Here is a 14,095-nt window from a genome sequence, read left to right as displayed (position 1 = left end):
TTCCTTTCAAGGCAAAATAAAAAATCTGTTAGAAATATATTCTAACAGATTTAAAAATTATATATTAGTCTTTACTTTCTTCATCTTTTTGTTCTTCAGATGATTTTTCAGCCATAGCCTCGTGGTTATCACGTAAATCGTCTACTTCGAATAAATCGATGAATGAGTTTTCAAAGTGTAATACCTTAAATGTGAAAGTATCTACCTTGAATTCAGTACCAGGTTTGATTTGAATACCTGGGTTATTGTCGATAAAGTAACCGGAAAGGGTAACGCTATCAGATTTGCTGAAGTCTTTGATTTCAGTCTTGAAGTAACGTTCAAAATCATAAGTAGTCATCTTACCACTTACTTGGTAAGTACCCTTAGGTTGCTTGAAGACGTATTCGTTGGTTGCTGGATCGATTTCGTCTCGAACAGTACCGAATAGTTCTTCATAAATATCTTTATCAGTAATAATACCTGAAGTACCACCGTATTCATCAACTACGACAACAATAGGAGTTCTCATAGTAATCATCTTTTGAAGCACTTCAGTAATTTTCATTGTTTCAGGAACAGTTCCAATATCACGAATTAAACGTTCAACTGGGATGTTTGAGTTCACTCTTGATTGACGAACAAGGTCGTAACAGTAAACGTAACCTAGAATGTTATCTTTGTTGTTGTCGATAACAACTGGAATACGACTGAATTTTGATTGTAGGTATACTGTGATGGCATCATCCACTAAGGTGTTGATGTCCATAACAGTCAATTGAGTTCTATCAATCATGATGTCCTTGGCAACCTTATCGTTAAAGTCAAAGGCACGTTGCATGTATAGGTAATCGTATTTTTCAAGATCACCATTTTCAACGGCTTCTTTTGAGATGCTTAGGATTTCAGCTTGTGACATTGATTCGTCACTTTCGTCTGTCATCTTAAGACCCATTAACTTAACAACACCAGCGGCACTGACGTTGATAGCCCAAACACCAGGATAGAAAATTGTGTGGAAGTAATGAAGTGGGGTAGCCACGTAACCTAGAATTCTTCTAGGCATGGCGATACTGATGTTCTTAGGAACAACTTCAGTAAATACCACTTCTAAATAGGTAAGAATCAAGATACCAATTACACCACCAATGGCGTGAGCGGTACCAGCAGCGACAACTCCAGGCTTTAATTCAAGTAAATCAAAGATGGCGTCAACGATAAGACTTTCACCAACCCAACCCATGATGATACCACAGACGGATACACCCACTTGGGTGGTTGATAAATAGTCATTTAGGTTAGTGATCATGTGCATTTCACGAGCAAGCTTCTTTGACTTACCCTTATTTTCTTCTTCTTCTTCCAACATACTGTATCTGGTTTGTACTAAGGCAAACTCACAGGCAACAAAGTATGCGGCAAAGAAGAATGCAATCAATACAATAACGATTTGAAAGAATATCGCACCACTATCCAACAGAACATTCCCCGTTTCTTAATAAAATTTATATAATGTCTACATTATACCTTTTATGTTTATTTTTTTTAAGTAATTTAATGAATATAATAACGTATTTTCACTAAAAAAGATTTAAAAAAGTGAAACTTTAGTCAAAAATTTAACATTTATTCTACATATATAGTGTTACACATTTGCCTCAGCAATTAAACTAGCTAGCTTATCGCGGTTCCATAGGTCGATATCCAACTTCTCGCTCGCTGAGATGGCGTGAGGGGTGAAGTAGCTGTTAGTAATGACCACGGCCTTCTTACAATTGTAGTAACTACGACCTGAGTTGGCCTCTTGAACAGCCTTAATGCCGACAGGACTGGCGTATAGTTTGCATTGGAATACATAACTCGTGTCACCATTTTTGGCGTAGACATCGACTCCGAAGTCGCTGCTGCCCTGAGTGCGTTTGATATCTGAGAAACCAAGTGCCTTGAGCAAGTCACAGGTAAAGGTCTCAAACTGATAACCGTCAAAGTTATCAATCGTTGCCAGCTTTTGTTTGGATTGATAATCCATGAATGATTGATACTCGTCGGTCACGTGGGCATCCGCTAGTTGATCCTTTTGTGCTTGAAGACGCTTGATGTCTTCTACTAGACTATCGTGTTGGGTGGTTAACTCATTTAGCTGTTGGTATTTGATGTTTAGCTCATTGATTTGCTTGCTTAACTGATTACGGTAAGCTTTTTGCGATTCGATTCGTTCACTCATATCGTCTAATTGACGTTTTAACATCGCTAATTGATTTAGATATGGCGTTGATTGCGCCTGATATTGCTGCTTAGAGATGTCGACGACCTGGGTTTGATACGCCATCTGTTTGGACATGACGGGTGTCTTTTTAAACGTGTATGTCTGATGACGACTGAGATTGTTTTTAATAGTATGAATAAAGTGTTTATCTGATTTTGGTAGGATGTAGTAACCGATGACCATCATTGTAAAAGCAATACATAGTGCGTTTAGCTGATTGTTTATGGTTTGCATGGAAACGACGGCTACCACGATGTCGATAATTTTTAATGTAATTAGGATATATATAAATCGACGAATGAAGTGACTGATTTTCACGTCTAAACTTCCTTTTTAAGATTTGATAATAACCCTATTTTATCAGATTTGACGCGGTTTCTCTATGCTTTTGAGAACGTTTGTTCTATATAAACGCAAAAAAATTAATAGCTCAGTAAGCTAATTTAATCAGCAAATAATTCTATAATGAGCCTATGTAAAAGCTTGTTGGACAAGATTCCCAAATGATGATACTTTGTGTTAGTTACATAATTATTTTTTGGAGGATGTCATTTTGAATTTAAACAAATCTAAAAAAAGAAGTAGAAAAATATTTATCGTAGCAGACCTTGTTCTTACATTCTTAATTGCTGCTTCTGCCGGATATTTATCAGGTAAATTTAATTTTTCTTCAAGTCAAAACATTATAGCTACTATTGTTGTAGTAATTATAATATCAATGATAACCCATATAATGCGTTTAAAAATGAATGATAACAATAAAAAGAGATAATAAATTATGCAATAAACTTAACACTCGCATAAATAAAAACAACACCCCATCACTGCGAATAAGACAATGGTGGGGTGTTGTACATGAATACTATAGATGTATCAACTTGCTTATTAGCAATATTAAGATCAACATTTTAAATATTGCAACTATCAATAAACGCAAAAACAATAAACGCAAAAAAATCCCCCGGTATAATACCGAGGGATTTTCTTAGCCATGATGTTTCTTTATCGTGGCGATGTTTCCGGGATGGTTATTGAATCCGTAAGAGTTAGAAACGACATATTGAGGACGATGTTTGGAAGCATCAAAAGTGCGGTATAGATAATCACCAATTATGCCCAGCGCAAGCATGATCATTCCTGATAGGACACACATTAGGGAGATTGCGAATGTAAGTGTCGAGATACCAGTGAAGATGGTGATTAATCCATAAATGATTCCAGCGATAATACTGATGAAACCGGTATAATTTACTATCTTGAGGGGGATTTCGGAGAATGAGGTGATTCCATCAGATGCTAGTCTAATCATTTTAGTTAGGGGGTATTTTGTGACTCCCGCATTTCGTTCTTGTCGTTCATAAGTTACGGCGGTTTGTTTAAAACCAACCCACGAAACAAGGCCACGAACGAATGGCTCCGGTTCGTTTAATTTGGAAAGTGCATCAACCACTTTACGATCCATTAGGCGAAAGTCACCGGTATCAAGGGGGATATCAACGTTGGCGACTTTACGCATTACACGGTAGAAGGCTTTCGCAGAGAAACGTTTGAAGAAGGATTCGCCTTCACGGATAAGGCGTTTTCCATAGACAACGTCAAAGCCTTCTTGCCACTTTTCAATCATGTTTGGGATAACAGATGGGGGATCTTGTAAATCCGCATCCATGACGACAACCGCATCACCTTTGGCATATCTAATACCGGCGGTAATTGCTAGTTGGTGACCGAAGTTTCTTGAAAATTCGACCAATCTAATGTTTTCGTATTGTGATTGTGCGTGACGGATAATATCTACGCTTGAATCGACAGAGCCGTCATCCACAAAGATAATTTCGTAAGTTTCAATTTGGCATTCCACGAAGTTTTCTAGTACTTCGATGGTGTTTTTGATGCCAGCTTCTTCATTGTAAACGGGGAGAACAATGGAGATTTTGTTAGTTTTATTTGGCATGAGACACCTCCAGATTAATAAATGCTGGAAAGGTCATATAAGGTACCGTTGCTCATGTTAGATGGTCCACCACCCATGTTCATTGATTGCTTACCACTAGGTTTGGCCATCTTAGCAGATGCGCCTTTCTTCATGGTGAAGCTCATTGAGTTGGATGAAGAAGTAGTGCTGGTTGAACCACCATATTCGCTTGCACTGACCTTCTTAGCATGTTTCTTGATCCAGTTAACAATAGTGCTGTTAGTAGAACCTGATTTACCTTCATCTAGGTAGTATTTAACTTGTCCAGATTTTACTAATTGCTTGAATTTGCTTAATGTCATTGCAGGGTCAGTTCCGTTGAAACCACCCATTGCCATGACGGCTTTCTTGGTTTTAATAATATATGGAGCAGCAGTGCCAGAATCTGCGGTTGCAAATAGGTACTTGGCATTGCCTTGGTGCTTAGTTAAATAGTTCAACAATTTGGTATTAACTGTTCCGTTACCAATTCCACCTGAGTTATTACCACCACTGGTTAAGAGATCGGGACCAGCGGTTGGAATAGCTGCAGATTCTTTAGCAAGGGTAGGGGTTAATGACCAGAAACTTGGTGCTACTGCAATTGATAGTAGCCCTACGATAACGATAGCCTTTCCGGCAGGTTTAGCTTTGAAGACAAGTAATAAGATACTTGCTAGAACTGCTACGACTAGGATTAAGACACTTAACCATGCGTAGTAGCTTGATACATACCATGCTTGTAGTCCGGCAGTAACAACGATTGCTAGTGGTAGGAAGTATGCCTTGTAATTGTTTAGACCGAAACGTTTAAACAAGTCCAGCATAGCTGCTAACCCAAGTCCAGCAAGTGCTGCAATGGCAGGAGCTAACATGATGGTGTAGTAAGGATGGAAGAAACTAGCTACGGAGAAGAATCCGTAAACCGGAACTAACCAACCTGTCCATAAAACAGTGTGTTTTTGACGAGTAGTAAGTTGGTACCATTTACGCTTAGGATCAGCGAAGCCGATGAATGCGGCAATCATACCGATAATTGAGAATGGTAATAACCAACTAATTTGTGGTCCTAAAGCTGATTGGAATAGACGAAGTGGACCAGCAGTTCCGATGTTAAATGCACCACCGGCACCACCCATGCCGCCTTTACCGTTCATCTTCATACCACCGCGGTTGTTTCCACCAGGGAAGTTACCACGAGATTTCATATTCTTAGATGGGTTAAACTTACCCATCTTGCCACTTGGTGGCGTCATCTTGTTGTTGCTGTTTGATTTGGTGTTACCACCAGGTTGGTTAGAACTCTTAGAAGAGCTGCTACCCATACCCTTGAAGGCACCACCGGTACCAGTAGTTTGACCTAGTAATCTTTGAGTACCGTTGTATCCAAAGGCTAGTTCTAATACTGAGTTGTGTTGTGATCCACCTTCATATGGACGGTTATTAGCTGATGTCATGTCAACTGATAGTGGCCATGATAGGGTGAATACGACTAAAGCGATTGTGGCAAGTGATAACTTACCAATCTTTTTCTTCCATGAATCGTTTGATGCTAACCAGTAGAAGATAAGCATTGCTGGAATAATCATGAAAGCTTGTAGCATTTTAATGTTAAACGCGAATCCGATGGTAGCAAAACTTCCGATTAACCAGTACATGTTGTGCTTGTTAATGGATTTTTGTAGCATCCAGATTGCTAACAATAGGAAGTAGATTAGAGTAGCATCCATATTGTTGGTACGAGAGTCAGCAACAACAATGGGGGTAATTGTCATTACTAACGCTGCGATTCTACCCGCGAATCGACCAAAGTAAGGAGTTACTAGTCGATACATTAGGTAGACGGATCCGACACCGAATAATACTGATGGTAGGACCACACTGAAGTTTGAAACACCAAGGATTTTAGCTGAGATAGCCATGAACCATAGGGCAACAGGTGGTTTATCGACAGTGATGTATCCGGCTGGATCAAAACTGGCATACCAGAAGTTTTTAAAACTCTGGGTCATACTAGTGATGGCGGAAGTATAGAAGTCGTTGGCAGAACCAGTCTTCCATGTTCCGTAACCGTACAAGCCTAATGCAATTAGGAGAATAATGGCTAACACCCAATCGACTTTATGTCGTTGGAAGAAGTTAGGCTTCTTGTCTGTCGGTTCATTCATTGGCAGATGCCTCCTTTAATTCAGTTTTTCTAAATACCCAATACTTACTTAATAGGAAGTTAGTAGGCGTAGTGACTAGAAGTGTGATTAGGGGGATAATGCTGGCAATAACGTGGAAATAGTTACTTGCCACCTCGGTCACTAAGATACTCAATGTCCATGTTAAAAGGTAAGTAAGGTAGTATTTAACGACGATCATCCAGTCATGGTTGGCTTTAAATACCCACTTTTGATTAATGGTTAGACCAATAATCGATGTAATACCGTATCCAATCGCCATTGCAAAAGTAGGAGAAGTTGCTTTATACAACATTGAATAGATAAGATAAGTTAGAATAGTATTGATAAGACCAACAATTCCGAATTTAAAAAACTGCCGCAAAATATTTATCATGGTTGGGTACTTCCTTTTTTGGAATGATTTAAGTCTAGTTTAAGAAAATTAAACTAATCTTAAAGCAATCATAAACATAACTTAAATAACAAAATTAATTGAAATCGAAAGGAATGATTAACATGGATGGTTTAAATATCTTAATCGTCGAAGACGACGAAAACTTAGCAGCCAGTGTGGCTCAATTCTTATCACCAATCGGAAACACAACGGTGGTAAATGATGGTTTTGAAGGCCAAATGATGGGCCAAGATAACATCTATGACATCGCAATTTTAGATTTAATGCTACCGGAAGTCAGTGGATACGATATCTTAAAACATTGGCGAGTAGACGACGAAATCGACATGCCCGTTTTAATTTTGACTGCCAAGGACACCATGGCCGATAAGGTGCATGGGTTCGAATTAGGCGCCGACGATTACTTAACTAAGCCATTCCATCGTGAAGAACTAATCCTTCGTGTAAAGGCCTTGTTAAAGAGAACAGGTCGTCTTGGTAACAACAACACATTGTCAGTGGGCGAATTTAATGTTGATTTAGGTCGCCACTACGTTGAATACCAACATCAAGAATTGAAACTAAACGGAAAAGAATACGACCTATTGGTCTACTTCATGCAAAATCCTTCTACTATTATTACCAAGGACCAAATATTCGATCGTTTATGGGGATTTGATTCTGAAACTTCATTATCAGTAGTTGAGGTATACATGAGTAACTTAAGAAAGAAGATTAAACAAATTTCTGGAGAAAACCCAATCAAGACCCTAAGAAACGTAGGGTACATGCTAGAAGGATCTAATCAATGAGAGATCGCATCTTAGAGCACAAACAACAAATTAAGTTATTCATTAAGGAACTAATTGGTTTTGCGATTTTATTTGCGATTTTAGGATTAATTGTTTACTTCTTCTTCCAAAAGTCGATTTACTCCAACATCGACGCTGGATTGAACCGCCAAAAGGAACGAATTGAAAGAAATACTTACGCCAATGAAGGTCCATTGAGTGTTAATCAACGTCCCGGTGGTTTTAATCCGTTTAACAACTACAACAATAGTGATTTTCAGACTAACGTGATTGTCTTCAATAAAAAGGGAATTATTTCCAATAGAGGGATGCTTGGTCAAAGAAACTACAAGCTATTGAGTAAGTTGACCGTTAAGAATAGAAAATTAAATCAAGTTGAAGAAATTACTTTGTGGTCTCACAATTATGTGACCACGTTTAGAGGGATTCTATTAAAGGTGTCCGACGACAACACCAATCCCGAATATGCGGGTAATTATGTATTGATTTTGCAAAATATCGATGCTGATTTACTTGCCTTACACAGTTTCGTCGAAGCATTGATTGTGACCTTGATATTCTTCTGGGCAATCGCGATTTTAATTGCTTACTACCTATCTAAGTCGAGTATGAAACCAATCATTAATTCATGGCACAGACAAAAGGAATTTAGTTCCAACGCCGCCCATGAATTGAGAACGCCATTGACGGTTATTCAAAACCAAATGGAATTCTTGCTAACCAAACCAAACGATAAAGTCGTCGATCAGATTCAACCGGTATCGACGACATTAGAAGAGGTTAAGCATCTAAAGGTCTTAACCCAACGACTATTGACGCTAGCGCGTTCTGATTCCAACATCGTCCAAGCGCAACTCTCCGATGTCGAATTGAAACCATTCTTTGAAGGTGTCTTGTCACCATTCAATGAGATTGCCACAAGTCAAAACAAGTCATTTGTCGACACTATCGATGTCGATGGAACTGGCCATATTGATGCCGACTTGATTAAACAATTGGTGGTTATCCTAATTGATAACGCGATGAAATACACACCAAAGGGTGGCACCGTTGCTGTTAAAATTGTAAAGAACCACAGTAATCTAAAGATTGTGGTTTCAGATACTGGAAACGGTGTTCCTGACGAAGACAAGGCGCGTATCTTTGAACGTTTCTACCGTACAGATAAGTCTAGAAATTCAAAGACTGGGGGAACTGGTCTGGGATTATCAATCGCTAAATGGATAGTCGATCAACACCATGGTCGAATTCATGTCCGTGATAATCACCCAACTGGATCAATTTTTACAGTAAATATTAATTTATAAAATATTAAATATTACAAAGTTTTTCTAAAATTTAATATGGAATTGGCTTTCTTTTACCCCTCCGGCTCTGTTACAATATGCAATAATGATAAAACGATAAGAGGAGGTGTATAAGATATAAATTAATTTTTTAATTTCTTTATATCTTTATATGAGAAAAAAAGGATTATGGTTTTCGATTGTTGCCGTAATCGGTTTGATGCTTGCTAGCACCTCTGTACCAGCGATGGCTGATGCAAGCAACGCTAACACATCAAATACCGTTTATGACATGTCAGAATGGCAAGGCAGTCTTACCGATACCCAAGCCCAACAATTAAAAAATGAAGTACCATTTGTTATTTTGAGAGTGCAATACGGTAGTGCCTATGCCGACAAGACATTTGAACACAATCGTGATCTAATGGACAAGTACGGTATCCCATACGGTGTATACTCATTTAGTCAATACGAAAATCCTAGTGATGCCGCATATGAAGCTAAGGTGCTATACAGCCGTGCACCACGTGCAAGATTTTACGTAAATGATTATGAATCACAAACCGTTACTTCTGGTGGAACCAATGAATCAACCGATGCATGGTTGAAGGCATTGAGACCATTAGTTGGTCAACGTAAGATTCTGTTCTACTCATACGCTAATTTCATGGTGCAAAACGCAGCTAGCTCAGTTGCTAACTATGACGGTTACTGGTTAGCCGCATACCAAAACAATGAACCCGCAAGAGAACATGTTCTATGGCAATTTACTGATAAATTCCATTCAAATGCATTAGGTAAAAACCTAGATGCAAGTATGTTTACCTCAAAGGATGCTAACTGGTTCATTGGTGATATTGCCGATGCCAATAATCCTGCTCCAATACCAAAGATTAAAGCGCCAAAGAGTGACCAATCTTCTAATAAGGTAAACAATAAACAAAGTGCTGCGCAACAGAATGCGGCTAGCCAAGCTAACCAACAAGCTGCCAACACAAATAACAATAGTAATGATTCAAACAATACCAATGGTGACAATAATGCCAACAGCGACAACAATGCTAACAGCAACAATAACACCAGCAATAACACCAATGGTGATAACAACACTAACAATAGCAATGATTCAAATAACAATAGTGATAACTCAGCATCAACAACAACTACTAAGCCAAAGAAAAAAGCAGTAGTTAAGAATGTTAATTACACTGCCGTTAATAAATCAATGACTATTGCAGGTGGTACTGGTTTGAAGATTTACAACCACGTCCCTGGTGATAACCATTACAAGAAGAACACTAAGGCCGTTCATAAGAGTAATTCTTACGCAACCAAGCGAGTTACTATTAACTCAATAGCTAAGAATACTTCAAATGGTCGTACTTACTACCGTGTTCTACAAAACGGTAAGGTATTAGGTTGGATCAATACCAACGGTTTGGTAACCAACGTTACTTATTCTAAGTACCGCGCAACTAAGATTGTTAGAATGCACCCAAAGGTAAACTTCTACAATCACGTTGGTAACAGTGGATTCGCTGATATTCACGTTACTAACTACGGTACCGGATACGCATACACCCCAGTACAAATCACCCAACGTGCTAAGAAAGACGGCTGGAAGAAGTACTACTACAAGGCTTACTACCAAGGTAAATTTATTGGTTGGGCTTACGGTGCAATGTTTAAATAAAAAAACTTTGATCAAAAAGACGATTCTTCGATTGAATCGTCTTTTTTTGTATCTTTTTTAAATTTTTTATTAAAAATAAACATTGATATATCAACGTTTATAACGTATTTTTAGCACTCGATGCAATTAAGTGCTAGTTTTCTCTTGACTATTTGACCAATACTGACTAATATAAGAATTGTTGATAGGAAATAAATAACTACCAACTAAATATTGAAAATAAAATAATGAAAAGGGGCTTTGATTATGGCTAACGAATTAAGAAACAGAGACTTCAATGTATTTGATCCAATGAACGATTTCTTCGGTGACTTTGGTAAGAATTTCTTCAATTCAGTTGCTGGTAATCAAATGAAGACTGACGTTATTGAAAACGAAGATAATTACGTAGTAAGCTCTGAATTACCTGGTTTCAAGAAGGATGAAATTCATCTAGATTACAACAACGATACTCTAAGTATTCATGCTACACATGACTTGAGCAAGGAAGACACCAACAAGGAAGGTAAGGTATTAAGAAAGGAACGCACTTCAAGCAACATCGCTCGTGCATTCTACCTACCTGATATCGATATTGATAATGTAGCTGCCGACTACGATGGCGGTATTTTAAAGATTACATTACCAAAGCAAGAAGTTAAGGATGAAGAAGCACACAAAATCAGCATTAACTAATTAACTCAAATAATAGGAGGGATATCTTATGGCAAACGAACTAAGAAACAATGTATTCAACGACTTTATGGATCCAATGAGCAACTTCTTTGATGGATTAGGCAGAAACATGGCTAACTCTTCAAAGATGAAGACAGATGTTATCGAAAATGATGATGAATTCGAAGTGAAAGCTGAACTACCTGGATTTAAGAAGGAAGATATCAACATTAATTACGAAAACGATACCTTAACAATCCATGCTATTCACGATTTGAATAAGGAACAAAAAGATGAAGACGGTAAGTTGATTAGAAGCGAAAGAACATCTAGCGATGTCAGTCGTTCATTCTACTTACCTGATGCGGACACTGATAAGATTGGTGCTAAGTATGACGGTGGTATCTTGGATATCATGGTACCTAAATCAGCTGAAAAGGAATCAAAGCACTCAATTTCTATTAACTAATTCAAAAAAGAGCCGTTATGGCTCTTTTTTTGTGTATTTTTTTCTGTAATATAAAGTGAAAAAATATTATAATGGAATTGTAATGATTTTTTAAGGATGATTGGAGTGTTAGTAGATGAGATTAGGTTGTTCAGGAGCGTTAGTTCTAATATTTTTACTTTTATGTGTGGTAGCTAATCCAATATTAGCGATTACTATCGGTATCATCATTGCTTTAGCGGTAATTATATACGTAGTAATTAAGAACCACGGAGAGGTAGAACAAGCGCGTTATAACAATGCTCAAAACATTGACGCCTCAATGTCAAAAGAAACATCATTCCAATTCAATAGTATGGTTTACAAGCCAGTCACATCTTCTAAGGATGACATTCCTAACATGGAAATGATCCTAAGAACTGACCCAATCAAATACATTAAGAGCGATGAATTATCAAAACGTGAACAAGACATGTTAGATTCAGGTTACTCAATGGAAAACATCAAAGTTGCCAGAATCAACGTGGTTCAAGGTTACAACGCCCAATACCAATTGTTTGATCGTTACTATGATGTCCTAAAGGTTGAAGCTGACATCACAACCGTTCCAAATCGTGCTATGACGGTATTACTAAAACAAATGGTAATGTGCTTCTACCACCAAGAATTTGGTTTAAGCATTGATGTTCAACCACATTCATTTGACGATAACATGATTAAGAAGTTCATCGAACTATGCCCAGAAGTTAACATGTCTTCTTCATACTTCGATAACGCTAATATTACTAACGAAAGATTCTTAAACCAACGCATTGATAAAGGCTGCTTAAATGCCTTCAAGAATATCATGATTGGTTACGACCTATAATATCTATCAAAAAGAGCTGCCAAGTTTTGGCAGTTCTTTTTTTATTAAAAGCAAAGTAATGTTTAGTTAAATGTTGATTTGTATTTTTTATTCATGATAAGAATGCTTTAACCTTTATAGAAAAGACATCTTACTCATAGTATCTTTGAAATATAATACATATAAAGGATTGATTAATGAATGAAAATAAAATATTGTTCAAACTGCGGTGCTGAACTATCCGTAAAGGATTCTTTTTGTGCAAATTGTGGAACAAGACAATCGTACATAGAAAATAACTCTACAAATAATTTAGAGAAAGATAGCACTAAAAGGATTCGCTTTACGGATGCCGTAACCAAGTGCTTGAAAAATGCATTTAACTTAAGTGGTGTTGCCACCAGAGCTGAATATTGGTGGTTCTACTTATTCAATCGGATAGCATTGTTTGGGGTCCTTTATATAAATGCATACGTTGGTATTAACTACAGATCAGCGATTGTATTTTCTGAAATTCATCCAGCTGTTCTGTTTTCAATTTCAGTTATATTAGGACTTGTATCCAGTGTAATAGCGATTGCATCTTTATCTGTAGCCGTTAGAAGATTACATGATACTAACCTATCTGGACGTTTTATTTTTCTTGGCTTCATTCCTCTTTTTGGTCTAATAGCGTTACTTGTCATTTTTTGTCAAAAATCCGTTGTAAACGGCAATAAGTATAGAAACGTTAGTATGGATAAGTCCAAAAAGATTTGGATAATTGTGCTGTATGTAATTTATTCAATGTTAGCAGCGTTGATATACATCGTAATATATATCAACGAGATGCATTTTATGCTTTATCGTTTGTAACAAAGCTGGAAAGGGATTTTAAATGAGTGTAAAATATTGTTCAAACTGTGGAAACCAAATGGCATATAGTGATATTTTTTGCAGTTTCTGTGGATCTAACCAAGGTGATAATCAAATAATTATTGATAAAAATAAGACCAGTTCAACGGATGTTCTAAAAGGCTACTTTAAACATTTATATACTATTGCTGGATGTTCTTCTAGAAAAGAATACTGGTTGGGTTTCGCATGGATGATGATTTTTGTTGTGGTATTCAATTTGATTTGGACATTGAGTTACGGTTCTTTACATGATTCTGCATCTGGAGTAAGACTTTTAAAATGCTTCGGGTTTATTTTTTATTTCTGTAAGTATTTCGTTTCAATTAGTCTAATATTTAGTACGTGCAGAAGACTACACGATGCTAATATATCTGGATGGTTCTTATTGTTATTGCTAGTTCCAATTTTTGGATGGATAGTAATCTTTGTGTTGCTATGTCAGCAATCACAAGAAGAAGGACAAAGAAAGTATGGTAACAAGAAACCATCAAAAGCTATTAACCATGTAATTGGATGGCTTTTAGTAATTATTTTCGGATTGTTTGCAGGAATTCATGAAATGAAGACAATCCAGTTTAAGTATGAAGAGTCTGTTAAGCTACATCGATTTGATATATTTATACAAAAAGAAAATGAAGGAAAATACTATAATTATAAGTATAATGGTTCGAATTATGATCATTAAAAAGAGCTGCCAAGT

The 14,095-nt window shown here is 37.1% G+C and carries 14 protein-coding genes; 9 read left to right on the top strand and 5 right to left on the bottom strand.

The genetic code is table 11. From position 1 onward, the window contains the following. Window positions 1-64: 64 nt before the first annotated feature. A complete protein-coding gene (locus tag ACOMA7_RS05785) occupies window positions 65-1,456 on the bottom strand; it encodes a hemolysin family protein (RefSeq protein WP_054604469.1) in 1,392 nt (463 codons plus the stop codon). Window positions 1,457-1,624: 168 nt separating this feature from the next. Further along, window positions 1,625-2,563 carry a restriction endonuclease gene (locus tag ACOMA7_RS05780; RefSeq protein WP_301945675.1) on the bottom strand — a complete coding sequence of 313 codons (939 nt, stop codon included), beginning with the start codon at window positions 2,561-2,563 and terminating at the stop codon, window positions 1,625-1,627. A gap of 235 nt (window positions 2,564-2,798) precedes the next feature. On the opposite strand from ACOMA7_RS05780, the gene ACOMA7_RS05775 reads away from it, so the two are divergent. Continuing rightward, entirely contained in the window at window positions 2,799-3,017 is a 219-nt protein-coding gene (locus tag ACOMA7_RS05775; RefSeq protein WP_301945676.1) for a hypothetical protein, read from the top strand. Between the two features lie 213 nt (window positions 3,018-3,230). Here ACOMA7_RS05775 and ACOMA7_RS05770 read toward each other — a convergent pair whose 3' ends face one another. The 3 genes from ACOMA7_RS05770 to ACOMA7_RS05760 are packed head-to-tail and all read right to left on the bottom strand — an operon-like array spanning window position 3,231 to window position 6,758. Beyond that, a complete protein-coding gene (locus tag ACOMA7_RS05770) occupies window positions 3,231-4,196 on the bottom strand; it encodes a glycosyltransferase family 2 protein (protein WP_220382336.1) in 966 nt (321 codons plus the stop codon). 14 nt (window positions 4,197-4,210) lie between these two features. Next, a complete protein-coding gene (locus tag ACOMA7_RS05765; protein ID WP_421392572.1) occupies window positions 4,211-6,364 on the bottom strand; it encodes an ArnT family glycosyltransferase in 2,154 nt (717 codons plus the stop codon). Further along, window positions 6,357-6,758, bottom strand: coding sequence for a GtrA family protein (locus ACOMA7_RS05760; RefSeq protein WP_054605232.1), 402 nt, complete (start codon window positions 6,756-6,758; stop codon window positions 6,357-6,359). The genes ACOMA7_RS05765 and ACOMA7_RS05760 overlap by 8 nt, the downstream gene beginning before the upstream one ends. Before the next feature lie 122 nt (window positions 6,759-6,880). Here ACOMA7_RS05760 and ACOMA7_RS05755 point away from each other — a divergent pair, with 122 nt between their 5' ends. From ACOMA7_RS05755 to ACOMA7_RS05720, 8 genes are all read left to right on the top strand, one after another. Continuing rightward, window positions 6,881-7,570 carry a response regulator transcription factor gene (locus ACOMA7_RS05755; RefSeq protein ID WP_034531031.1) on the top strand — a complete coding sequence of 230 codons (690 nt, stop codon included), beginning with the start codon at window positions 6,881-6,883 and terminating at the stop codon, window positions 7,568-7,570. Next, window positions 7,567-8,877 carry a sensor histidine kinase gene (locus ACOMA7_RS05750; RefSeq protein ID WP_054607747.1) on the top strand — a complete coding sequence of 437 codons (1,311 nt, stop codon included), beginning with the start codon at window positions 7,567-7,569 and terminating at the stop codon, window positions 8,875-8,877. The genes ACOMA7_RS05755 and ACOMA7_RS05750 overlap by 4 nt, the downstream gene beginning before the upstream one ends. A 151-nt stretch (window positions 8,878-9,028) precedes the next feature. Then, window positions 9,029-10,549: a GH25 family lysozyme gene (locus ACOMA7_RS05745; RefSeq protein WP_421392567.1), complete on the top strand. Its 1,521-nt coding sequence runs from the start codon at window positions 9,029-9,031 to the stop codon at window positions 10,547-10,549. A 246-nt stretch (window positions 10,550-10,795) separates the two neighbouring features. After that, the gene (locus ACOMA7_RS05740; protein ID WP_054607749.1) at window positions 10,796-11,224 is read left to right on the top strand and encodes an Hsp20/alpha crystallin family protein; all 429 of its coding nucleotides are present in this window, start codon (window positions 10,796-10,798) and stop codon (window positions 11,222-11,224) included. A 28-nt stretch (window positions 11,225-11,252) separates the two neighbouring features. Beyond that, on the top strand, window positions 11,253-11,672 hold the full coding sequence (locus ACOMA7_RS05735; RefSeq protein WP_301945681.1) for an Hsp20/alpha crystallin family protein: 420 nt from the start codon (window positions 11,253-11,255) through the stop codon (window positions 11,670-11,672). A gap of 115 nt (window positions 11,673-11,787) precedes the next feature. Next, window positions 11,788-12,519: a hypothetical protein gene (locus ACOMA7_RS05730; protein WP_301945682.1), complete on the top strand. Its 732-nt coding sequence runs from the start codon at window positions 11,788-11,790 to the stop codon at window positions 12,517-12,519. 180 nt (window positions 12,520-12,699) lie between these two features. Continuing rightward, the gene (locus ACOMA7_RS05725) at window positions 12,700-13,353 is read left to right on the top strand and encodes a DUF805 domain-containing protein (RefSeq protein ID WP_421392563.1); all 654 of its coding nucleotides are present in this window, start codon (window positions 12,700-12,702) and stop codon (window positions 13,351-13,353) included. A 58-nt stretch (window positions 13,354-13,411) separates the two neighbouring features. Further along, the gene (locus tag ACOMA7_RS05720; protein ID WP_301945684.1) at window positions 13,412-14,080 is read left to right on the top strand and encodes a DUF805 domain-containing protein; all 669 of its coding nucleotides are present in this window, start codon (window positions 13,412-13,414) and stop codon (window positions 14,078-14,080) included. The last annotated feature ends 15 nt before the right edge of the window (window positions 14,081-14,095 follow it).

It is taken from the genome of Apilactobacillus intestinapis (genome assembly GCF_049166695.1).
Taxonomy (GTDB): domain Bacteria; phylum Bacillota; class Bacilli; order Lactobacillales; family Lactobacillaceae; genus Apilactobacillus; species Apilactobacillus kunkeei_C.
Note: the sequence above shows the minus strand (reverse complement) of the source record. Positions and strands in the feature narration are given on the sequence as shown.